The organism is Flavobacterium kochi (assembly GCF_048286715.1).
GTDB lineage: Bacteria > Bacteroidota > Bacteroidia > Flavobacteriales > Flavobacteriaceae > Flavobacterium.
The window spans coordinates 192,162-217,438 of record NZ_JBLVPW010000002.1 but is presented as its reverse complement, the minus strand read 5'-3'; the positions used below and the strand labels follow the sequence as shown (position 1 = coordinate 217,438).

The 25,277-nt window shown below is 34.5% G+C and carries 16 protein-coding genes; 5 read left to right on the top strand and 11 right to left on the bottom strand.

The genetic code is table 11. The features are described 5' to 3' along the window. Positions 1-77: 77 nt before the first annotated feature. Both ACNQGH_RS03345 and ACNQGH_RS03340 read right to left on the bottom strand, forming a co-directional pair. Positions 78-2,111, bottom strand: coding sequence for a tetratricopeptide repeat-containing sensor histidine kinase (locus ACNQGH_RS03345; protein ID WP_417954566.1), 2,034 nt, complete (start codon positions 2,109-2,111; stop codon positions 78-80). A gap of 110 nt (positions 2,112-2,221) precedes the next feature. After that, positions 2,222-2,470 (bottom strand): hypothetical protein, encoded by a 249-nt coding sequence (locus tag ACNQGH_RS03340; RefSeq protein WP_417954565.1) that lies wholly within the window; start codon positions 2,468-2,470, stop codon positions 2,222-2,224. A gap of 111 nt (positions 2,471-2,581) precedes the next feature. On the opposite strand from ACNQGH_RS03340, the gene ACNQGH_RS03335 reads away from it, so the two are divergent. Continuing rightward, a complete protein-coding gene (locus ACNQGH_RS03335; protein WP_417954564.1) occupies positions 2,582-3,253 on the top strand; it encodes a response regulator in 672 nt (223 codons plus the stop codon). A 75-nt stretch (positions 3,254-3,328) separates the two neighbouring features. On the opposite strand, the gene ACNQGH_RS03330 is transcribed toward ACNQGH_RS03335, so the two are convergent. Then, positions 3,329-3,793, bottom strand: a complete 465-nt coding sequence (locus tag ACNQGH_RS03330; RefSeq protein ID WP_417954563.1) for an NUDIX hydrolase — start codon at positions 3,791-3,793, stop codon at positions 3,329-3,331. Between the two features lie 687 nt (positions 3,794-4,480). On the opposite strand from ACNQGH_RS03330, the gene ACNQGH_RS03325 reads away from it, so the two are divergent. Further along, on the top strand, positions 4,481-5,461 hold the full coding sequence (locus ACNQGH_RS03325; protein ID WP_417954562.1) for a hypothetical protein: 981 nt from the start codon (positions 4,481-4,483) through the stop codon (positions 5,459-5,461). On the opposite strand, the gene dcm is transcribed toward ACNQGH_RS03325, so the two are convergent. The 8 genes from dcm to ACNQGH_RS03285 form a co-directional block, all read right to left on the bottom strand. Then, the gene (gene dcm, locus ACNQGH_RS03320; RefSeq protein WP_417954627.1) at positions 5,444-6,412 is read right to left on the bottom strand and encodes a DNA cytosine methyltransferase; all 969 of its coding nucleotides are present in this window, start codon (positions 6,410-6,412) and stop codon (positions 5,444-5,446) included. The two genes, ACNQGH_RS03325 and dcm, sit on opposite strands and share 18 nt — an antisense overlap. Continuing rightward, positions 6,409-7,293 (bottom strand): type II restriction endonuclease, encoded by an 885-nt coding sequence (locus ACNQGH_RS03315; protein ID WP_417954561.1) that lies wholly within the window; start codon positions 7,291-7,293, stop codon positions 6,409-6,411. The genes dcm and ACNQGH_RS03315 overlap by 4 nt, the downstream gene beginning before the upstream one ends. A 99-nt stretch (positions 7,294-7,392) precedes the next feature. Next, complete coding sequence (locus ACNQGH_RS03310; protein ID WP_417954560.1) at positions 7,393-7,827, bottom strand: very short patch repair endonuclease; 435 nt, start codon at positions 7,825-7,827, stop codon at positions 7,393-7,395. 688 nt (positions 7,828-8,515) lie between these two features. Beyond that, positions 8,516-10,210 (bottom strand): hypothetical protein, encoded by a 1,695-nt coding sequence (locus ACNQGH_RS03305; protein WP_417954559.1) that lies wholly within the window; start codon positions 10,208-10,210, stop codon positions 8,516-8,518. After that, a complete protein-coding gene (locus ACNQGH_RS03300) occupies positions 10,210-12,243 on the bottom strand; it encodes an McrB family protein (protein WP_417954558.1) in 2,034 nt (677 codons plus the stop codon). Before ACNQGH_RS03300 ends, ACNQGH_RS03305 begins: the two co-directional genes overlap by 1 nt. 103 nt (positions 12,244-12,346) lie before the next feature. Beyond that, positions 12,347-14,248 (bottom strand): UvrD-helicase domain-containing protein, encoded by a 1,902-nt coding sequence (locus ACNQGH_RS03295; RefSeq protein ID WP_417954557.1) that lies wholly within the window; start codon positions 14,246-14,248, stop codon positions 12,347-12,349. Position 14,249: 1 nt separating this feature from the next. Further along, positions 14,250-16,298 carry an ATP-dependent nuclease gene (locus ACNQGH_RS03290; RefSeq protein ID WP_417954556.1) on the bottom strand — a complete coding sequence of 683 codons (2,049 nt, stop codon included), beginning with the start codon at positions 16,296-16,298 and terminating at the stop codon, positions 14,250-14,252. A gap of 521 nt (positions 16,299-16,819) precedes the next feature. Further along, positions 16,820-17,233, bottom strand: coding sequence for a helix-turn-helix domain-containing protein (locus tag ACNQGH_RS03285; RefSeq protein ID WP_417954555.1), 414 nt, complete (start codon positions 17,231-17,233; stop codon positions 16,820-16,822). 838 nt (positions 17,234-18,071) lie between these two features. On the opposite strand from ACNQGH_RS03285, the gene ACNQGH_RS03280 reads away from it, so the two are divergent. From ACNQGH_RS03280 to ACNQGH_RS03270, 3 genes are read left to right on the top strand one after another with little or no spacing between them, the layout of a single operon-like run. Next, positions 18,072-21,104, top strand: a complete 3,033-nt coding sequence (locus ACNQGH_RS03280; protein ID WP_417954554.1) for a SusC/RagA family TonB-linked outer membrane protein — start codon at positions 18,072-18,074, stop codon at positions 21,102-21,104. An 18-nt stretch (positions 21,105-21,122) separates the two neighbouring features. Next, positions 21,123-22,550, top strand: coding sequence for a RagB/SusD family nutrient uptake outer membrane protein (locus tag ACNQGH_RS03275; RefSeq protein ID WP_417954553.1), 1,428 nt, complete (start codon positions 21,123-21,125; stop codon positions 22,548-22,550). Further along, positions 22,550-25,210, top strand: coding sequence for an alpha/beta hydrolase family protein (locus tag ACNQGH_RS03270; protein ID WP_417954552.1), 2,661 nt, complete (start codon positions 22,550-22,552; stop codon positions 25,208-25,210). The genes ACNQGH_RS03275 and ACNQGH_RS03270 overlap by 1 nt, the downstream gene beginning before the upstream one ends. Positions 25,211-25,277 lie beyond the last annotated feature (67 nt).

Below are 25,277 nucleotides of genomic sequence, written 5' to 3'. Positions count from 1 at the left end.
TATCAGTAGCCTGTAAAGCGAACTACGAATAAAGCGTAAATAGTGTAAATCCCTACCCGCTCCATTCGTTTGAATATTTAATAGGATAATGCATGAAGATTAAATACAACTTCAATTTTTGTTCCTTCTCCTATTGTTGACTCAATGTTAAATTGACCTTTTAAAGAATTTGTCCTTTCTTTCATATTAGTTAATCCGATACCGCCCTTTTTACTTTTCATATCAAATCCTGCCCCGTCATCAATAATACTCAGGTGCAAAACATTGTTACCCTGTATCTGAATTTTTACTGTACAGTTCTTTGCATTTGCATATTTATTAATATTTAAAATAGCCTCCTGAATGATACGGTATAGATTGATCTTATATATATTTTCAACAGTAGTCCATTCAAACATTCCGTCATTTATATATTTAAACTGGGTCTTTGTAAACTCTTTTTGATTTTCTATTAAACTGGACAATAACACATTAAAATCATTCCCGTCAAAAAAAGAGTCTCGACTTAAATCATGCGCTATACTTCTAATATCACTCTCAATATTTTGCAATTCAGTAATATAAACTTTCCTTTTTTCAATTGTTTCCTGGTCTATTAAAGAATTAAAGAAACCTAAATTCATTCGAACGCCATAAATTTTATTCATTACACCATCATGCAGTTCTTTGGCTATCCTGCCCTTCTCACTCTCTTTTGCAAGATTAATTTTCTTATGTTCTTCGGTCAGTAGTTGGTATATTTCATCATTAGCGCTTTGCTGTTTCTTAATAAACACTAACTCTTTATTTCTATATTTTATATATCTTAAAACAATAATTAATATCAGCATTAAAACCAGTCCAAACGAAACAATCAAAATATAAAAGTTCTCTTTGGTCAAAACTTTATTTTCATCCTCTATTCTCGAAGTTTCATATTCAATTCTGGCATACTTATTATGAGTATTTTTTTGAACTCCATTAATACTGTCACTTACTTTAATATATTGATTTGCGTAAAACAACCTGTTTTTCTTATCTAATTCGGATAACAACTTTAATGAAGCCAAAATTTCATTACTGTTCTTAATTTTAATAGCTAACTGATTGGCTTCTTTTAAACTTTTAATTGATTTTATAGTATCCTTCTGGGATAAAAAATATTCTCCTATGTGTATCTTTTTATATAAAATTTCCGATTCAATCCCCAAACTATCAACAATTCGTAAGGATTCAAAAAACATGGATTCAACATTTTTATAATCCCCGTTTTTCATCTTGGAATAAGCCAAATTACTTAAAACATTAGCATAAAAAATAGGTGATTTCTTTTTTAAATCTTCTGTAAGTAAACCTTGTAATTTTTCTATCGACTTCGAAAACTCCTTTTTCAAATCATATAAATTACAGATGTTAATAACCGAGATCACATTGTAACTATTTATTACATCGTTATTTTCACCCCTACTTTTCATTTTTTCTAAATCACGCAATGCTAATTCATGGTAGCGCAGGGCTTCATCATAATTAACCAATTTCTCTAAACAATTACCCATCAACGTATTACAGGAATAAATTAAGCTGTGATTGGTAGATTTTTTTAAATACTGTAATGCTTTAGAAATTTCAACTTCACATTCTACATAATTTCCGTCATAAAACAAAACATAGGCTTTATTGAATAACATACGCCCCAGTTGATCGTAATCGTGAATTTTATAATATAATTTTTCTGCTTGTAAATAATAAAAGTAAGCACTGTCACTTTTTGAGTTGCGATAACAATCACCCACATAAAATAAGGCCTTTGGAATTCTGACACTATCATTAGCCTGCTTTGATAGTTTTAAAGCCCGTAAACTGGAAGATAAAGATTTTTCTAAATTATTAATATAATAATATTCCGTCGCGACATTTAAATAGGCCTCTCTGACAATGGAATCATTATCCTTGGATTTTAATAAATCACCTATTGAATCTAAGTATTTCTCTTTTTTATTTTTGTCTAAACCATCTACAGCAGTTTTGTCAAATAAAGTAGTATTGTTTTTTATAGAACCATCCGATTTCTTTTGGCATGAAAAAAAAAAAGACAATAGAAGTAAAAAAATTATTTTAGTAGGGGTACTCAAAATGCAATTATTATTATTTTATAATTTCAAATGTAGTATTTTGAAATAAGAATACCACATGATTTACAAATAAATCATATGGTATTCTTATTTCAAGTTATAGCTTAATACTATCTTGGAGGTATCGGATTAGCTGGATCACCATCTTCCGGCGGTGCAATATTTATTTGTGTACTAATTATTTTTGTGCCGGCTTTTACTGAAGTGGAATCAATTATTTTTGCATTCAAAGCAGCCTGAGGTGTAATTTCAAAACTCTTAGCTTTAACCTCCTGAACTTCATAACTATCATCATTTGAACATGAGTAGGTTAATAACAACATGGAAGCAAGTCCCGCTATGTATAATTTATTTTTCATAATATTGATTTGGGTTAAACAATCTTTTTTCACAAAAAAACAACTTTGCTTCAATTAAATATTACGGTATAACCGTAATATTTAATTAATTTTGCAGAAATTGAAAAACAGATGAAAAACCTTAATATTTTGATAGTTGATGACCACCCTATGACTGTTGATAGCTATAGTAATCTTTTATCTGCTAACGCCTTTCAAAAAAACACTCCCGATTTTATAAAGTGTTATAACTGTCAGGATGCGTACAACCAAATCTTTTTTCATCTCAAAGAAAATACCACTATTGATTTGGCCTTATTGGATATTAGCCTTCCTCCCTATAAAGAGTTAAATATTGAAAATGGCATTGACCTGGCTTCGCTAATAAGAAAAAAATTTACCAATTGCAAAATCGTTCTTCTTACAATGCATAGTGAACCCCTTACAGTAGATACAATCATTAAAGAGATAAACCCGGAAGGTTTTGTTTCTAAAAATGATATTAACTTTGAATTATTCCCTGTTATTTGTAAAAAAATCATGGATGGAGATACATTCCGAAGCCCTACTATAGTAGAATCTCAGAGAGAACTGTTTAAAAAAAATATAAATTGGGATAAACATGACAGCCAGATTCTAATCTTAATTTCGCAGGGAGTTAAAACGGTTAATCTTCCTGACTATATTCCTCTTTCTATGAGTGCTATAGAAAAAAGAAAAGCAAATATAAAAGAGCAGCTATTAATGGGAAAAGGCAGTGATTGGGATCTAATAGATAAAGCTAAAAAATTAGGCTTATTATAAATTTAATACAAATATCTTATGCAAGTGTTCTATAGAGATTAGCCTTATATTTTTCTTTTAATATTCTGGCATTATTCAAGGCTCCACCTTCCCTACCAACTGCAAAATAAAACCTCTCATTGCCACATTGATTTTCTCCAGAGCTTCTTCAACTGTAAACCATGACGCTTTATCAATTTCCGGAAAACTTTTTAATATTCCAGACTTTGGTGGCCATTCTATTTCAAAAGTATTGCTTTCTACTGCAGCTGCATCAATATCCTTTTCCAATGCCCAGGCATAAACGATTTTTCCTGATTTTAATTTTACCGGATCAAGTTCAATAAAATCTCCATCTATTCGAGTCCCTGTTTCTTCCTCAAATTCGCGCAGGGCTGCATCAAATGCATTTTCCTCATCATTAAACTCTCCTTTTGGTATAGACCAGTGTCCGCTACCTTTACTTTCCCAGAATGGACCGCCAGGATGCACCAGCATAACAAGCAATCGCATGTTGACTTTTTTATATAAAAGTATACCGGCACTTTTTTTAAGCTTCATTTTGATAGGAGTTATAGTAGGTAATTCATCACAAGGGGGCCTTAGACTGTTTAACCTTCCGATACTAAACATCACGTTTTTTTCACAGGCACAAACGAAGTTATGAAAAATAAACGGACAATTACCAGAAAACCCACCCATTAGATTCAGTCGTTGTTATAGCCAGAGTCCTGCATTATTCAATTATCAAAATCAAAAAATGAATAGAATAGTAACAAATACTTTTCCCTTTCCAGCCTCCCTTACTTTGTACTTTAATCAATCAAACAATTAGTGAAATTTAATAAAACAAAAAAAATGCATTACCGGCAAAGTGCCCCAGGTCAAAACGCAATCACATGCCTTCTGAAATTAAATATCATTATAAAGGGCATTAGTTCATAGTATCGATAAAAGATACGACATCCTCAAATACATTAGAGCAGATTTTTTTTGAGGACTAAAAAACGGTGCTTAAAAGCTGGCGATTTACAAGTTACCTTTTCGTTTTTAGTAAAATATAACAAAACTTTACTTACATTTACAAAAAGCTGGTATAATTAACTGATAACAAGGAAAGTTTTATAAAATGAAATATAATAAATTAAAAAGGTCCGATAATCTATCCCTGTGCAAAAAAAATTGCAATCTTTTGATTCACAAGATTAGCTAACAATACTTCCTTATTTAATCCAATACAATTACATTATGGAAAAGAACAATATTCTCGAAGCTCTTCATATTCTTGTTTCCAATAATGTAATTGGAGATAAACAATTATTAAGCAGATACAAAGGCTTTCGGGCAGAACTCTTTCTGGAGGATTATCTGCTCAGTAAATTCCCTCAATACAAGCAATTGGAAGGTGGAATGATTATTTCAAAAGATAGTGAGACAACAAGCCTGGATAATTCTCTGTACTTAACTGTTATACCGGAAGAAGACTTTAACGATGATTATAAAAAAATATATAATAGGTTTTCAAAAATAGGTTTTCAAAAAATGTACCTGGCAACATACTCGGATAGTGACTGGAACAAAGTCCCAATTATGCATTTTCACAGCGAAACGGTTAAGCTTAACATCCCTAAAATTGAAATTTTTGAATTTAATATTGAATCGGAAAACTTTGAAGAAACGTCAAATTCTGTTACAGAAGTAACTGTTTTTTTTGATACAGAACAAATCAGGAAAAGAAACAGCCACCCTATAAATGAATCAACTAAGGTATGGTTTACTAAAAATATGATTCAATTTTCTAAAAATCAGCTTTTAAAAATTTACATGAACAGATTATTCCTTGATGGATATATAGGATTTGGAAAAAAGAAAGGCAAACCTTCAGATATTGATATGATACTTAAAACTCCGGAAGGCGAATACAGATTGATTGAAGTCAAGGAAAAGGATTTACCAAAACAGGCTCAAAAAGGATTTGGTTTAGACATACCACGTTTAGAGGACCTACAGAGAATATCAAATGCCACAAAACTGAAATATAGTTTAGTTGTAAGAGAAATAAACAACCAGGAAGATCGAAATTTACTTGGATGGAAATATTTATCGATAGACAAATTTGCATCCGCTGTAGACTGGAATGCAAAAGTTAAGGGAGGAACGGGAATGAGAAGTTCAAACTCATACAATCCTACTTTAATTTGTCCATATGATCTATTCGGAGATTTGTAATTTTTTGTGCTTGTTTTTAACTGCAACGTCTAAACTTTTCAGCATTTCCCTCGCAACAGCCTCAATAGTGTTCACAGGCACACTATTGCCAAACTGCTTATAAGCCTGATTATCTGAAACTTCTATTTTAAAGGTATCAGGAAAACCCTGTAATCTTGCAGCTTCACGAGGAGTCAGTTTTCTTGGATTTTTCCCATTCTGACGGACCAGGATTTCACTGCCGTCCTTATAGTATCTTGCCGATATTGTATTGGTATAATCTGAATTCTCATCAACAATACCATATCCAAAACCTTTCCCTTTTAACCCGTTCTCAGTTTTTCTTCTTTGGTGTCCGGACCATAGTTTATCCGAAATTGTATATTTAGGATCTATATTATTCTCCAATATATTTCCAACTTTAGTAACAATATTTGTTGGCTTTGGAAATTCAAATTTTACATTATCATCTAAAAAACCTATAATAAATATTCTCTCCCTGTTTTGAGGCAATCCAAAATCCCTTGCACGTAATACCTGGCAGTGAAGATTATTATATCCTATACTTTTCAAATGCTTTAAAATTACCTCAAGCGTACGGCCACCATCATGTGTTCTTAATCTCTTTACATTTTCCAATAGAAATGCCTTTGGTTGTTTGGCAATCAATATTCTTTCTATATCAAAAAACAATGTTCCTCTTGTATCATCAAAACCTTTTTTCAATCCTGCCTGCGAAAATGGCTGACAGGGAAAACCAGCCAGCAGTATATCATGCTTTGGAATATCATCCACTTCAATTTTTGTAATATCTCCAAAAACTTCTTCACCAGGATAATTCGTTACATAGGTTTGAGCAGCATATTTATCCCATTCACTGGTAAATACGCACTCAATCTTTTCATTTGCGGCTTGTTCAAACCCTCTTCTAATGCCTCCTATACCGGCAAATAAATCAATAATTCTTATCATTTTTTCCAAAATTCTAAAATTGCTGGTATTTCTTCAAAAAAATACTCTTCGAAACTTACTATATTTTTTGCATCTCTCAGCTTATCACTATTGGCAATCCAGGAATATGCAACAATAACTATATTGTGCTTTGACATTTCTGCTGCCTTACTCGCAGGAATTTCTTCATCAACAGTTAATAAATGAATCTCCGGTATTTTAGTTCTTTCAATTTCCTCAGCTACCTCTTGCCACCGTTCCCGCAAAGAAGTTTTCATTGTGCCGATAATTGTTTTATTTCTTCTCTGATTAAATTTTTCAATACTTGGTAAAATTGAATCAACTTTTTTACCCAACCCTACATCACTAAAAATTTTTCTTCCAACCTTGTTTTGTGAATCAAACTCATAGTCCAGCAGGTTGTATAGTTTATAAATAATGGCTTCAAAGGTTTTACCGGATCTCGACCTTCTTGATTGTGTATTGCTCAGCGATAACGCATAGAGATAAGGAAAAACCCTGCCCGCATATTCTCCGCAAAGCTCTTTAATCGATTCCCTTAGCTCCTCACCACCTTTAGAAGCAATGTTTTTCTCGATCAAAACCTCCAGCAATTTTTTAGGAGTATCTAAAATTTTATGCAGATCTTTCATAACTGCTGCATTGAAATTTATCTCATCCATTAAAAACTCTTCCCAGACTTCAGTTCTAAGAGATTTAATTATCTCACTCACCACTTTGGTTTTAATAACAATTTCCTGTAAATCCGGTCGCTTTAAAAATATCTCATCAACAATTTTTTGGGATGATCTTATATATTTCCCACGTTGGGACTTTATAAATGTATCAAAAGAAAGCTTTTCTTCTTCAGGAATTTGAAATATTATGGGAATATCAGACAATAGACTTGATTTAAAAATTTTAATCAAAAATAAGGCAATTTTTATTCCCGTGAGTTAAACTAAAATCTTTTTTTAAATGATTTATCAACGTAAAAAAAATCAAATTGTATATAACTTTTTATCAACAATTTCTCTATACAAACCTTCCAGAACATCAGACTTATTTGCTCCCCTTAATTGGCATTCCCATATAACAATTGTTTTTAAACCAATTTTTTCGAGTGAAATTTTATTTTGTTCATCTCTGACTTTAGTTTTAGAAATTTTATCCTGCCACCATTCGGTTTTGGTTTTTGGCAATGTGAAATACCTGCAGTCCTGATGTCCATGCCAAAAACAACCGTGAATTTCAATAATTGTTTTATACTTGGGCAAATAAATATCGGGTTTCCCCGGCAAATTTTTAGAATGAAGCCTGTAACGCAATCCCTTTGCGTGCAGATATTTACGAACTGTCATTTCGGGCCTGGTATCTTTACCCTTTATGCGGCTCATATTATAACTCCTTACCTTTGGTACATGAACATCAGTCATTACTTATTTGGTTTTTCTTATTCCCTATAAAAATAAAGGACTTAATTGATTTTATAAACTGTTTTATTTCAGCATCTAAACTATTAATTTAAGATAGCGTGAAGACACGAATACAAAGATAATTAAGTCCCAAGGAAATCACCTAAACATAAATAAAAATCAAGGTTCTCCGCGCTCCTGTACCAGAGATAAAAAAACCAGTAATACTTTTTTAATAACACAAAAAAAGCGTAATGTGGCCGTTAAATGTGGTAAAAAATTAGGAGAGTGAATAAAAAAAATGAAATCTGGCTGCATTGCATATAAGAAGGAGCCGGACTCGTTGTCAAAATGGATCGCTAATGCTCAAATGGTTGATAATCTACCTTTCAAAAATTTTACTGAAAATCTATTAAGAGATTATGATGCTGTTAACAATGCAGTGGTTACCCATATAGTAACGGACAAGTTGAAGGCTAGGTTAATCGACTTAAGAATATCAAAAGAATGATGTATGGAAGGGCTAGCTTCCAATTATTAAGAAAAATGATTTTATCTAAGTCGATTCTTTTTCACCAAAATTGATGAAGAACCCCTTTAGCGCGGAATGGTGGGGTACTTTCGTCGGAATATCTAAACTTATCAAAAGAAAGTTTTTCCTCTTCAGGAATCCTATCAATTAATTATAATAAATTAATATTTCAGACATCTACAAACTTAGTTTTTTTAATTTAAATAAATTTTCTGCTATAAAGCTTTCAATGGTATTATCACCTTTTATTTTTGCAATTAGGAGTATATTATCAACTGTGAAAAAACATTTTCCAATCAATAGTTTAAAATTCGAATCTATCAATTCCTTTGCTTCTTCTTTAGTAATTTCTTTTTCAAAAATTTCAAATCCTAATTTAATCGCATCATTGAAAAAATCAATAAATTCTTTCCTAAAATCATTTTTTGTTTTATGTCTGAATTGAGCTGTTTTTTTTTCATTAAAAGTTGAATAAGATTTTAAAACAAAAAGAAAATTGATTTTATACTGCTGAACAAACAGCGTATCTCTATCAAATAATCTATCTTCAAAATGAAAGGATTTAATAGGAACTTCATTTTTAGGGATAAGACGGGAATCATCAAAATCATTTACATTTTCAATATAGCCATAAATGAAAAAATTAGGTGTTAAGTTATATCCTTCCGTAATTTCATCTCTATACCTTATGTTTTCTTTGTAAACTTTCCCTTCATTTAAAAAATCTATATTGAATTGAATTACATTTTTAGCATAAGTGAATTGCTTATATTTCGATAATTTTCCAGCCTCTGAATTTGATTCGTAATATTTAGAATCCCCAATATAAAAAATATTTGAAGTATCAATTAAAGATTGACCACTATACACATGGTCAATGATTTTACCATCATTATTGTACTTTAAGTCATCCAAAGAAACTTGGATTTTATCAATTTCTTTTTTTTCATCAAAATTATCAGAAAATAATTTATCAATCATATCTTCGAAAATGATATTATAATTTTTCACAGAAATGAACTCTTCTTTTTTTCTTTTTTTACTACTAGCATCTGTTTTTTCAAAATATAACTCACAAAGCGAATACATTCTTTTGAGTATATCCGAAAAATAACGATGTTTTATTTTTCTAAGCTTTGAAAGTCCTGATTTTTGCAGATTTACAAAAGCATTTCCTTTTATTAAAACATAACTAGAATCTATTTTTAAGCAGAGTTCATGCTCTTTATTAAAATGGTTTAAAATGGAAAAGAAATAAATAATTAATTCCTCCTCTTTATTTAAAATTTTCTTTTTATTCCTTATTTCAGCATAGATTGGAGCATTTGCTGCATCTAGAAAAGGAAGGGATTTTTTTACGGTTTTGCCCCAAGTTGGCTTTTTAGCTAGATTTGACTTAAATTCAATATGTTTGAATAAAATTGTATTTTTATTTTTCTTAAAAAAATTCACAAAACTCAAGAGCAAGTCTAAATACGTATATTCATTATTTCCAAGATTCGTATTCAGTTCAAAATTATGACTTGTTTCAATGATTATGTTATCGGAATATCTTCGTTTGTACTCTTTTAAACTATTATAGAAAAAAATTAAAAGTTGGCGTATCCAAATAAATTCTAATTTGTGCTTGTAGGATTCATTAGATTCAAAATCGAAAAGAACATCCTTAGAAATGCCAAATACTGTCTCATCCTTATCTTTCATAAAAACCTTTGGCAACATATAAACCAACTCGTTTTTTTCGAAAGAATGATAATAACCCACAGAGCTTATTTTACCTTCAATTCCTTTTTGAATATAGAATTTCGGGTCATCCAAAATAGTTTCTAAAACTGAGATCAGATATTTTTGTCCTTCGATTAAAATTTTCATTAACTTAATACTTCTTCTTTATCACTTACAATATTCAGAACATTATTAAAATCGTCAGTTTTTAAAATTTCTAAAACTAATTCTTTCCCTTTCGTTTCTATTGGAAAAAAATCTTCATAATGAATTCCATCTTTAAATATCGAATCAGCTTGGTCTTCATCTTTAAATACATCATTCCATAGATAAAAAATCACTTTATTTATAAACTCCTTTAAACTAATCTCATTATTTTCGGGTTTAATGAAATAGTTTCCAACACACTTATCTGAACCCAGATTTCTGTTCATTTTTATTTTATGATTTACCGCTTTAATAAAATCAATCCAAATGAAATTATGTTTTTTATCTACAGTTACAAAATAATTGGAGGATTTATTTTTCTCTGTAATATCATAACAAATTGGAATAAATTCCCAATCCCAACGGCGTTTGAATGCACTATCCATTGGGAAAAGTGATTGATCGGAAGTATTCATAGTTGCTAATATTGAAAGATTTGGAGGTAGTTTAAGTCCATTTTTTATTCCCTCGTGTTGATTGCCTAATTCCTCTACTATATGTTTTTGCAATTCATTCGAAGGCGCAACTGTATATCCTGAATTTCTATCTAATAACTGAAAAATATCCCCAAATATTTCGGCACAATTTCCTCTATTAATTTCCTCTATTACTAAATAATATTGGTTACTTAAATCGTTCCAAGCATTAATATAAATATTAGTAAACACCTGTGGAACAAATTTATATTTAATTTCATCTTTAACTAAAAATTCATCCTTGTGATTCGTATATTCGACAATCTCTGAAATAGGCTTATATCCACCTACAAAACAGGCATTATCATATTCAGGATGAAAAGTTATTCTTTCAAAGAATTTAAAATCTAAGGAGCTTAGCCTTTCAGTTATTTTATATGATTTTCCCGTTCCGGGTGAACCATAATAGATTTCGTTTTTTGCTATTTTTAAAGGTGACTTATTTATAGTCTTTTTAATCAATTGATACATATTACCAACTTTAATAATTTGCAAAGTATTACCCGAAACAAAAGCTAAATAGTTATTAAAACTTTCAAGTTGCAAACCTCTTTTATCAAAATTCCACTGAGTTGTAAAATACGAAAATTCATTATTCAAAATTGAAATTGGCTCTTCAAAATATCTTTTTGTTATGCTTGATTTTAAATTTTCTAAATTCTGCGATTCATCAAAAAGTGCTATAATATTTTCAAATCCAAAAAAATGAGGTATAGTTAAACCACGATAAACTCTACCTTCAATTGCACTTGGTTTTATTACATGACCTCGAATAACATTTTCTTCTCCAAATGTTTCTAATATATATTTAAAAGATTTGAATACTAAATTTCTTAAATTGTTCTCCTCAATTAAAGGTTCTTCGACTAAAGGTTCTTCGATTAAAGGTTCGATTAAAGCAGGTTGAAGAACACCTTGATTTAAATAGGATTGATAATCTTTCTGTAAAAGAGTATTCATCTCTGGATGTTGACTTAATAAGTAAGCTAAATCTGCAATATATGATTGTGAATTATGTATTACACCTGCCAGACTTAAAACAGCTGATACAAAATAATCAGCTCTGTCTATAGTTTTACTTCCAAACCACCAATCATAGTCAGTCAAGAATTTTCTAAATTTTGCTGCATCCTCCACATTACTAAATTTTTCAACTATTAAAATTTCAGTACTTTCATCAATTAGTTTATTATTTCTAATTGAACCAATGGTATTTTTATCAATTCGCAGTTCATCTGCTATTGACTTATAATTCCTTATTTCTGTAACATATTCCGTAAAAAAGGAACCTAGTACAAACCATTGATTAGGTACAATAATTAATAAGTCCTTTTTTGTCGTAACAACTGAAGTATAATCATAAAACTTAATATTATCTTTTAGACGTAACTCTACAAATTTCAGTTTAAACTCTTTGGAAAAAACAAATTCATTTTTATCGTAATTATCGCTTCTTTTTTTTGCTTCTAATGCTAACTTATTTAGATCTCCTAACATATTATAATAGTTATTTTATATTTCGTTGTATTTAACCCAAAATATTTACTTCCCGAAACAACTTCAAAAAGAATTAGATTTTGGAATTTTAGGGTTTGGATGGTCATAATCCCTTAATAAATTCTTCAATAGACATTACATTTTCACTACCAAACCAACTTCTTACTCTATCTAGTGCTATTCCATTCATTTCTGAAAGAGCCAATACCACTAAGTTTTCTTTTGCCCTAGAACATTCAACATAAAATAAATTTCTGGTTTTTAACTTTCTTCTTTCATTATCATCTGAATCATTAAAAAACTTCTCAAAATTATATTCTTGTTTCCATTCAGTATCGTCAATGATTGTTAGTACATTTCTATATTCTTCTCCTTTAGTTCCGTGTTTAGTTGAAAATACTGTATGATTTTGAGAATGTTCAAAAAAATTGATGATTTCTGAATAAGGTAAATTCATAAAGGAATCAAATAAAAATTTATCAGCTACAATTCTATCTTTATCTTTTCCTTCATCCATCTCAGTTGTATCTGTCTCTATTCTTTTTAAAAACTTATTTAAGTTATCTTGCTTATTTAAAATTTCTTTTTCATCCAAAAAATCATACACCTCTCTAATAGTTTTAGTTTTTCTTATTGATTCTAGTTCATTTAATAAATCTGCTATATACTTTTTATGTCTGTGCTCCAAATATTTACCATTTATTAGATTACTGTATTTTTTGAGAAATCTTAAAACTTCGTTGTAATTTTTTACTTTCCAAAAATTAATTAAATGCTCGACACCTATTTCTCGTTCTTGAGATGTTTTTTTATCTCTATATCCAACAAAATGTTTTATCAGTACATTATTTCTATCTAATAATTGCTCCTTGGTACTTAAACCATATTTTCTATTAAAAATAAAATAAAGATTTCCAAAACCAGCTCTTTTTGCAACTCTACTATTTGCAATAACAAGTATTTTATCTTTACTTTTTTGAAAAAAATCCCAACCTATAGTTGTTAATTTAGATTTTACATTATCATAATTTATGTTCTTTTGAGGTTCAATTCTGGTTTCATAATCTGTAACCGTTTCATCATATACCAACTCCCCTTTTTTATTAAAAACTTGATTTCCATTTTTAATCTTTGGTATTCGTGGTGGATAATACTCACAATAAACAAATTTTACATTTCCTTGTAAATCTGTTTGTTCCTTTTGTTCAATATTAGTTCTAAAATAATTCAATAATCTCACTACTTCTTTTGAAGAACGATAATTTTCTTCTTTTTTAACTAATTGAATTTTTTTATTTTCTTCATCTTGATAATATTTCTCTAAATTACCAACACCCGATTCATAAATATTTTGATGCGAATCTCCATAAAAACCTAAAACTATTTTATTTTTATTTCTTTCCAATAAATAATCAATCAATGACACAATAGTTTCTTCTGCTGTATCTTGATATTCATCTACTAAAATAAACGGATATTTTTGAGATAGAATAGTAGTAAGGACCAAATTACTCTCAAACATTAATTTAGATAAAACAACTACATCATCATGGTGTAATATACCTTTTTCAAAATCTCGAAATGCAGTATCCTCATAATTTACCTTATAAATATTTATAATTCTATCAGAAAGATTCAAAATATATTTTGTGTCCTTTTTTCCTTTACAAAAATCCTCATCTAAACGAATTTCATTTAATTTACATAATTCAATTTTTAATTGCTTTTGAAAAGACTTTATACAGTCCCATAAAAATTCGTGTATAGTTGAAACCAAAACTAACGGATTATTCTCTAATCGTTCTATAATTTCATTCTTTGCGACATTTGTATAAGTTATACAGATAATTTTTTGATGATTATACTGAATATCTTCTCCTTTAGTACTAATTAAATAATTCAGCGTTTGTATAAGTGCATAAGTTTTACCTGAGCCTGCTCCGGCTTCTAAAACAAAACTTTTCTTATCTTCTATATGTTGTACTATTTGTTCAAATGCTGTCATTTTATTCATCTTTAGCTAACCATTCTAAACCCTCTCTAATATACAGAGGGACTTCCCAATCTAATTCTTCACTTTTAAAAGTCATTAAATCAAATGTAAATTGAGATTTTTCATCTGAATTTGGAGATAATGTATAAACATCAATATTGTCCACTAAATTTTCATTTTTGAACAATTCAAATTTTGACTTAACTTCAATTTCTAATTCTTTATCATTTAACTCTTTAAATTTATTTCTAAAAAAATCTAAATTTTTATTTATTATAGCTTCTTCTAAACTTCTAGCTACATGTATATTCTCTTCACATTCAGAAATTTGATAACTAATTCGGATAAAATTACCATCAAATTTTTCTTCAGGTTTTGCCAAACTTAAATCATTAATTAAAGTCTTTTTAGGTATCCAATTTTTCAATGTTGCATTTGAAGTGACAGAATTTATAGTATTTGTTGCACATGCTTTTCTACTATTAACTGGATCAACCGAATCAATATCAGTAATCACTAGTGTTTTTACTTTAATAAACTTCAGTAAATCTTTGAATTTATGAGTATATGCTCCACCTACTTCAAGAATAGAAATATAATTGTTATTCAAGCTTGCTGCAACTTTATTAATCATAAGAGGCAACAGCATCTTTTCAGTAATTCCTTCTACCATTATGACTTTGTCAGCAAAGAAAATATCACATTTATGAAGATTAAGATATTGTTTTAAAAAACGAAAAGTTTCTTTATCATTTTCCTTATGTTTAAAATTATTAAAATCATTAACTTCTATACCCTTCTCTATTTTATTGAAATAACGTATTCTATCAAATCCTTTATTTAAGTCAATGCCTGCTTCTGCGATGATATGCGATGAATGCGTGGTGATTATTAATTGAATATTAATACCGTTCCTTCTTGCCTCATTTATTTTCTTGGTAATTTGTTTAATGAACACTTGCTGCATTTGTGGATGCATATGCGCTTCTGGCTCCTCAATCAAAATCGTTAAAAACTCTGACTTTTTTTCGACGCTTGAATTTTTAAATCGTTCAATGAAACTAGTTAATTCTAAAATCATAAAAATCAGATTACTATATCCTAATCCATTGTAACTCTCTGGTAAATTAATTCCATCTTGTCTATAATAGTATTTTATATTATTCTTAATTACAGATTCAGAATTAAATTCAGAGTCAATTTCGATTTGAGGAATCGCTATTGTAGTTGAAGCTCCGAAATTGTTTAAATCTACAATAACATCTTTAAGAACATTTTCGTAATCTAACTTTAAATCTTTTGATACTCCTAATAAAGTTTCCTCAAGTTTTTTAACATCTTCTTTTGTCTTATCTCTTTCACGATAATAATGAGAAAATCCAGTAGCTAATGTTTTATTTTTATCAGCTTTAGTATCATCCAATGTTCTAGAAGCTTTAATATCTTCAAATGAAACAATTTTCTCAATTTTTGATTTAAAATTGAAATCTATTTCTTTTTTAAAATTTGAATCTTTATCGACAGCAAAACATTTAATTTGATAAAAAGTTTTTAAGTTATCTTTTAACCAATGTATTAAGCTTACTTCTTCCTTTTCTCTTTTCATAAATGAAGAAAATAAACCTAAAGAATTATTTGATTCATAGCTGATCAAAATAGTAGCATCATTTCTATTTTCATCTAAATCAGTTACAAATTCACTCAAATTAATAAGCGAATCTTCTTGAATGTCATATTCAACTTCAATAAACAATTGGACTTTCGGCATTTGATTTTGAATTATTCTTTCAAAAATCTCTTTACGTGCTTCAGAAATTGAGTTAAAATCAAGTTTATTAATTTTATCAATAAAATGCATCAAACGATTATATATCGAATAAGTACTTTGAGAAAAATCTTCAAAAGAAATTTCTTGTGCCTTCACAAAAATATTTATCGCTTCAAATAATGAGGTTTTACCAGTATTATTCTTTCCAACAATAAGTGTAATATCATCTTCAATATTTAAAACTACATTATCAAGTAGTCTAAAATTTTTAACTCTTAATTGTTTTATCCTCATAGTTTTTATTTTATAATTTCTTCCCTTAAAAACAAATCCAACTCCTCATTCATCTTCTTCCCACTTCCCAACGTATTCGAATTATCCTGATTAAACTTCACTGTTTCTAATAAAAAATCAGTTATTAAAGCTTTTTTCGTCTTGGTTGGCTTTTATATTTTGTAATTCTATTATTTTCTCTTGTATGTTTTGGGTGGTTGACCCTATAGGTGTAGACTGCACTCAAAATCTGGATGACTTTATACCAAATTGTAGGTTTTTTACTGTACCATACCAAACATACAAAATAGTTTTAATTATGTATTAGTGTTTACCATAATACAACGAAAAATAGTATGCATAAAAAAAGATGCTTGTGGCATCTTTTCTCCTATCTCTATATTAATTATTTATTTTTGTGTCTTTCCTTCCAACTAGCATTATAATGATAATTTTTCCTGAACTCATAAACTGTACCTGTAATATAGCACTACTGGAACAAGTATTATCAATATTACTATTTCATTCCATAATATATTCTTTTATGATTTATTTTTTATTCTTCTTTTATCATATTCCAATATTTCTTTTTCTGATAAGGGTGTAATAGATAATTTTTTAAATCTTTCAATCACATCTCCTTGCTGATATTCCTCTTTTTTTATCTCCCCTTTATCAAATAAATTAATTTTTATTTTAACCAAATCATTTGAAAAAGGTTTTGAGGGAAATAAATCCACATAAGACTCTAATTCTAATGCTATCGCGATCCTAGATAACATTCTAATATTATACTTTGCCGGTTGCTTTGGATTTTCTATATTTCCAATATATCCTTCTGACACCCCTAATTTATGGGCTAACATCACTTGAGATAAGTTAGACTTCAATCTTAATTCCCTAACTCTCTCAATTAAATAAAAATCTAATTCTGATATAATAATTTCTATAATCATCTGCTTAGTTTGAGTGAGGAATTAAAGGATTAATAAAATATTTCACACATACATATAGATATGTGAAATAAAATCAATATATTTGTTTTGAATTACTATTTACGAATAGTAATTTTGCGTTTCTTCATTTAAAAATATTTGAAGCATTCGCTTTGAATCTCGGACAGAAAACTGGCGTTTTAAAACCACGAGATGATAAGTACGATGCTCACGTCCCATGGCGTGGGCTCACTTATTGTGGTTGGTGCCGCCAGTACCTCTGTTCGATAAGCTGAGTTCCATGCCTTTTTTCATTCCCCTGGCACAATTCTCCGTTTTACATTCTTAGCACCACTTCATCCTTTTTCATAGTCTCGCAGCAGTTCAACCCGCTAAAACCCGAATGCCTATAAGTAAAATGCAACAACGCACCTAAAACACCATACGCTTAGCGTCAACAGTGGTTCCAAGCAGTAAACTGCATCAATCACCATCAGGAAAAAAGCATTTTCTTAACTGGTAGTAAACACTTATGCCTAATCCCAGCTAAAAACGATGTCTGAAAACTTTAAAAAAACTGCTTATGATTGTATAAACTATTACTCACTATAAAACACCTGCACCGAAAGGTTCTTTGAACACCTAGGTTAATTTAATTTGAATTTATTAATAAAAGGTGCAGGTTATTTAGTACTACCTAAACAACCATAAACTAACCGTAAAACCCCACGCCTATGACAAAATAAAGACTCAACGCCCTTCGCGGCAAACACAAAAAAGGCCCTCTACTTCGTCGGGAAAACAAGTTTAGAGGACCATCGCTAACAAAACTAATGTTTCATTTAACTATTCCAATATTATGAAAAATTTTTCATTTTACAAGGGTGGTTCGGCTTTTTGGTACCTGATTCTTTTTGGGTTATCACTATCCTACACCCCAGCTTCGGCAAAAAACGTTCTGAGGCAACTACAGTCCCTACCCCAGCAAAACCAAATCAGCGGCATCATCACCGATGGTACGAGCGCCTTACCCGGGGTCACCATTTCTATAAAAGGTCACCAAAAAACGGTAATCTCAGACTTTGATGGAAAATATTCTATAACAGCATCTCCCAGCGACATGCTTATTTTTACCTATATAGGCTTTGTGACCGTTACAATCCCTGTTGAGGGTCACTCCGTACTAAATATTCAGATGCAGGAAGACGCGACGGCACTGCAGGAAGTTCGCGTCAATGCGGGCTACTATTCCGTAAAAGAAAGCGAACGCACCGGAAGCATTGCTAAAATCACCTCTGCGGCCATCGAAAAACAGCCGGTCACCAATATGTTGGCCGCCATGCAGGGACGGATGACGGGAGTTAATATTACCCAAACCACAGGAACGCCCGGAGGCGGCTTCGAGATACAGATCCGGGGACAGAACAGTTTGCGTGCAGAGGGCAATGCGCCCCTGTATATCATTGATGGCGTGCCGTATTCTTCGGAGCCTATCGGCAATGGGATTACGTCAACGATCATGGCGGCACCAACCAGCCCGCTCAACAATATCAATCCGGGGGACATCGAGAGCATAGAGGTGCTGAAAGATGCCGATGCCACCGCTATTTATGGATCGCGGGGTGCCAACGGTGTGGTGCTGGTCACCACCAAAAAAGGAAAGCAGGGAAAAACCCGGTTTGCTGCCACAGTCTCGCAAGGGACAGGACACGTTACCCGGTTTATGGACATGATGCACACCCAACAGTATCTTGAAATGCGCGCCGAAGCCTTCGCCAATGACGGGATATCCGAATATCCCGAAAATGCCTACGACATCAACGGGACCTGGGATTCCAATCGCTATACCAACTGGCAGGAAAAATTGCTGGGAGGGACAGCGAGCATCACCAGCCTGCAGGCATCGGCCTCGGGTGGTTCTGCCCAAACGCAGTTTTTGATCAGCAGTAATTACGGTAGAGAAACTACGGTATTTCCGGGGGATTTTGCCTATGTCAAAGCCAATGTACATCTGAACCTGCAACACCTGTCCGAAAACGAGCGCTTTAAAATCAGTTTTTCAGCCGGGTATACGATGCAGGATAACGACCAGCCTTCTACCGATCTGACTGCCGAAGCCTGGTTACTGCCTCCCAATGCACCGGCATTGTATGATGAATTGGGTAACCTGAATTGGGAAAACAATACCTTTGAAAACCCGTTGCGGAATCTCAGCGGACTATCCAAAGCCAATACCGGTGACCTGGTTGCCAACACCACCCTTGTCTATCAATTGTCTAAAGGCCTTGAAATCAAATCCAGCTTTGGGTTTACGGATCTGAACCACAACGAAAGCAGTACCTTCCCCTCGACCATTTACAACCCCGCCTTCGGTTTGGACAGTGAATCTTCCAGTATCTTTTATAATACCACGGCGCGCCAATCCTGGATCATAGAGCCGCAATTGAACTGGAAACAGCAATTTGGAATATTTAAAACCGAATTGCTGCTGGGCAGCACGCTGCAAAGGCAAAACAACAAACTGCTGGCCATGGGTGGTTTTGGTTTTACCAGCAACAGTATGATTTACAACCCGGCGGCAGCCACCGATCTGATGGTGATGCGCTACGACGAGTCGGTGTACAAATACCAATCCTTTTTTGGGCGGGCCAATTTCAACCTGCGCGAGAAATGGTTTATCAACTTGACCGGAAGACGCGATGGCTCGAGCCGTTTTGGACCCGGCAATCGTTTTGCCTGGTTTGCGGCCGTTGGAACGGCCTGGCTGTTTTCAAATGAAAACTTTTTCAGGGAGCGTGCCCCGTGGATCAGTTTTGGAAAACTCCGTGCCAGTTACGGTATCACGGGTAATGACCAGATTGGAAACTATCAGTTTCTCAACACCTATACCCCGGCTGCTGCAACCTATCAGGGAATCATCGGGCTGCAGCCCTCGCGGCTGTACAATGCTGATTTTGGATGGGAAACCAATAGGAAACTTGAGGTGGCCATAGAAACAGGATTTTTTAAAGACCGCTTATTCCTGACCGCAGCGGGGTACCGAAACCGCTCTTCCGACCAGTTGGTCGGCATCCCTTTACCGGGAACCACAGGATTCAGTTCGTTGCAGTCCAATTTGGATGCAACGGTGCAGAACAGTGGCCTGGAATTCACCTTGCGCACGGTGAACCTGCAGCGTCAGGATTTTAACTGGACCAGCAGTCTGAACCTTAGCATCGCCCGAAACAAACTGCTCTCGTTCCCCAATCTTGAAAGCTCCACTTACAGCAACCGCTATGTAATCGGACAGCCGTTAAATATTGTCAAGGTCTTTCACTATACAGGATTGGACCCTGATACCGGGATTTATACGTTTGAAGATATGAACCACGATGGCGCGATTAATGCCCCTGAGGACAAGCAATTCATCAAAGACCTTAACCCGCCTTATTTTGGCGGACTGCTCAACCAGCTCAAATACAAGGGGTGGCAGCTGGACTTCCTGTTTCAGTTTGTAAAACAACAGAACTACAATACCGCTGCCATGCTGGCCTTGCCCGGTACCATGGCCAATCAGGCCACTATTACCGGGAATCACTGGCAGCACACCGGCGATACAGGCCTGGCACAGCTGTATAGCAGCGGTGCCAATGGGGCTGCAGAAACTGCCTTGTACCAATTTGTAGCGAGTGATGCGGTCATCACCGATGCCTCTTTTGTACGGCTGAAAAATGTGGCCCTTAGTTATGATTTCCCGGCGCAATGGCTTGGCGGCATGCATTGCCGTGGCACGATTGAAGCGCAGAATGTGCTCACCATTACCCCATTCAAAGGACCCGATCCGGAGTTTAGGGCTACCGGGTTCCTGCCACCCTTACGGGTGATTACCGCAGGATTACAATTCAGTTTCTAATTTTTTAAACCGATCAAGATGAAATCAAAACATTTTTACAACCTGTATTTGTGTGGTAATAAAGGGATTTACCTCATGGTGATCCGAATTGCCATAGCCGGTATCTCTCTTTGGCTTTCTGGCTGCGACAGCTTTTCTGAAACGGACATGCCTGTTTCAGAGCTCAATGCCTCAGAAGTTTTTGAGCAAAAGAATACCGCCACTGCTGCAATGACCGATATCTATGCTCAGATCCGTGACAACGGACTGTTGACCGGCAAAACAACCGGTATGAGCCGCGAGCTGGGACTATATGCGGACGAGCTAACGTGGTATGGGAGCAACGCACTGCCTTCGGTACATTTTTACAACAATACCCTGCTGCCCTCAATGCAGGGTATATCAAGCTGGTGGAACAGCAGCTACACTCCCATTTATGCTGCCAATGCAGTGCTGGAAGGTGTACAAGGCTCGAAGGGCTTGCTAAAAAAAGACAAGGACCAGCTCACCGGAGAGGCTTTATTGGTAAGGGGGCTTTTACATTTTTATCTGCTGCAGCTCTGGGGTGCTATTCCTTATGTCACCACTACGGATTACCACCAGAACACCACCGTGGGGCGCATGACCGCTGACGGGGTTTATGCCCATATTATTGAAGACCTAACCACTGCCGAAACACTCTTGCCTGCCGACTATGAAACAGAGGGGCGGGTGCGTCCCAATTCCTTTGTTGCCACAGCGCTACTGGCCAGAGTCTATTTGTACCACGGGCAATGGGCCGAAGCGGCTAACAGCGCTTCAGCGGTATTGAACAATACCGAAGTGTATGTGTGGCCGAACACTATAGATGGCGTTTTTCTCAAAGGGAGCACCGAAACAATCTGGCAGCTGTTCCCCCGCACCGCCACCCGAAATACCGATGAAGGCGCCACGTTTATCTTTAGCTCGGGACCACCGCCACTGGTGGCCCTTAGTACTGGTCTTATGAGCGCTTTTGAAAGTGGCGATCTGAGAAAAAGCAAGTGGATCAGGGCCATCAGCAAGGGTACTGCCACTTGGTACCATGCCTATAAATACAAGCGTTCGGCTACCAGTACCCCTTCACAGGAGTATCCCATTGTATTGCGCCTGGCAGAACAATACCTGATACGGGCCGAAGCTAGGGCACAACAGGGCGATCTGATCGGGGCTAAAGAAGATTTAAATAAAATCAGAAACAGGGCCGGTCTTGGTGATACTGCTGCCGTGACCAAAACCGATATTTTGGCAGCGGTGCTGCGCGAGTGCCGCATTGAATTTTTTACCGAGTACGGACACCGTTTTTTTGATCTGAAAAGATCCGGACAGCTCGATGCAGCGCTTTCGGGAGTGAAGCCCGACTGGAATACTACCGATAGCTTTTTACCGATTCCGGAAACAGAACTCAATCTGAATCCCAATCTCAAACCACAAAACCCAGGATACTAATGAAAACATTTTTAAATTGTACAGCAAAGACAGGTATAAGGCGTTTATACCCAAAAGCGATGGTGCTTTTGATTTTTTTTGAACTGGTCACCTTTTCCGTATCGGGGCAGGTTGCAAACAAGAAACAACTCACCGCCAGGGACTATCACTTATGGAGCCATCTGGATCTTTCCGGTATCGCGCCAAAGGGGGACTATTTGAGCTACCAGCTAAGATATGAGGACAGCGATACGGTATTTGTAAAAAGTATTGTCGGGGATAAAATCTACCGCTACCCCAAAGGATCTAACGGGCAATTTTACAACCAGGAGTACTTTGTCTGCCAGGAGCCGGAACAAACGCTCTGTCTGACCCATCTTACCTCAGGGAAACAACAACGGATTACTGACGCCATCAGTTATGAAATCGCAGGTCCCCTGCTACTGGTTTTAAGAAAGCAAAAGGGAGAATCAAAAGTACTGTACTGCTATAGCACCAATGGAGCCATTAAAAAAATAGCAGCAAATGTGCAAGCCTATAAAGTCAGCCCTGACGGTAAATACGTAGCCTATCTTACGGCTTCCCCTACTGCCTATACAGCGGGAGTGGCCTTGCTTAGTACTATAAAAGAGGGTAGAGCTGCAGGTACAGGTATAGATACAGCTACAACTATTGCAACGAATACTGCTGGTTCCTACCAGCAGCTGAAATGGTCAAATAACTCAAAACAGTTGGCTTTTTTACAAAAGGAAGAACATAATTGTCGTCTTCATTACTATAGCATTCCCGAGAATAAACGATTCGAATTTGTGCCCTCGGAATATAACTTTCCCCAGGGAATGGCAATTATTTCGTCTTCCCTTCAGCTATCACAAGACGGACAACGGGTGTTTTTTAAAATGCAACAGCAGGCTGTGGCAAAAACAGATGAAAATGCCGTTCAGGTATGGAATGCCGCTGACAAGTGGTTGTATCCGGCAGAAAAGGCTATTGACGGCTGGAGCAAATTTGCTAAGATGACGGTCTGGGAACCTACAAACCACTATTTTTTACCACTTACCGATAACGATCAGCCCCAAGGGATGCTGACGGTCAATGAGCAATATATCATTACCTACAACAAACAGGATTTTGAGCCCCAGTTCAAATACCAGCCGGACCGTAATCTGTACATCACGGATATTAAGACAGGAGTCAGGAAACTAATGCTTGAAGGCCAAAGCGGACTACCAAACCATCTGGTATTCTCTCCAAAAGGCAATTATATTTGTTATTTCAAAAAAGGCAAATGGTATAATTATGATATTGCCCGGGACCTGCACTTTGACCTGACTCCAATGCTCAACGTGCCTTTGGCCAATATCTATCATGACATGCCCGATGAAGCGGAAACCTATAGAAACCCCGGCTGGACAACTGATGAAAAATCGATACTGCTTTATGACCAATATGATCTTTGGCAAGTCACTCCCGATGGTTCAAAGGCTGCTCGGCTTACCGACGGACGCGAAAAAGGAATCGTTTTCAGGCTGGTGCCTTTAAAACCGGAACAGCGTGCTGTCAGTACAGGGGGAGATCATGTTGTTGCCGGTCTGTTTGATCTTTCCAAAACGGTGCTTTTATCAGCTACAGCGGACGACTATAGCGCTTCAGGATATTATTTTTGGAAAAATGGCTCCGTAGCTAAGGCATTGACCTATGGTAATAAAAAAGTGGATGGACTGCTCAAAGCCGCAGCTGGTGAAACATTGGTATGGACAGAACAAAGCTTTGAAAGTCCGCTGCAGATTTGTGTCAAAAAAGAAAAGGAAAAAGTGGTGCCTCTGGTACAGAGCAATGGGCAACAGCAGTACTATTTTTGGGGAAAATCGAGTTTGATTTCCTATACCAATTCCATCGGAAAACCCCTCAAAGGAACTTTGTTTTATCCGGCAGACTATCAACCGGGAACCCGATACCCTATGATCGTGCACGTATATCAAAGACAGACACCTTACTTTAATGAATACTGGAGACCTTCCTTGTATAATACAGACGGTTTTAATGTGAGCAATTTAACTACTAAAGGCTATTTTGTTTTGATGCCTGATATAGCTTTCGAAATTGGGAAAGTGGGCTTCTCTGCTGTTGATTGTGTAACTGCTGCAGTAAAGACCGTAGTGGATATGGGAGTGGTTGACGAAAAAAAAATCGGGATTATAGGACATTCTTTTGGAGGATTTGAAACCGATTTTATCATCACCCAAACCAATATATTTGCAGCTGCTGTTGCGGGAGCGGCAATAACAGATAATGTCAGCAATTATTTGTCTATAGCACGAAATACAAATCATCCCAATTATTTCAGGATCGAGAGTTTTCAATCACGGATGGGGAAATCACTTTTTGAAGATCCAAAAAGATACCTTGATAATTCCCCCATATTACAGGCAGCCAATATTACAACGCCTTTACTTTCCTGGACCGGGTTAAGGGACCTGCACATTGATACAACACAAACCTTTGAGTTTTATTTTGCGTTGCGCAGGTTGGGTAAAAAACACATTATGCTGGCGTATCCGGATGAGGAGCATGCAATGGAAAAAAAAGAACATGATGCCGATCTTACCCAGCGCACCCAGCTGTGGTTTGATCATTACCTAAAAGGACAGCCATCGGCACAATGGATGGAAAAGATATAATACCGGTTATTTTAAATGACAATGCAGTCCTTATGGGACTGCATTGCTTTTTTGTGGTTATCAATTA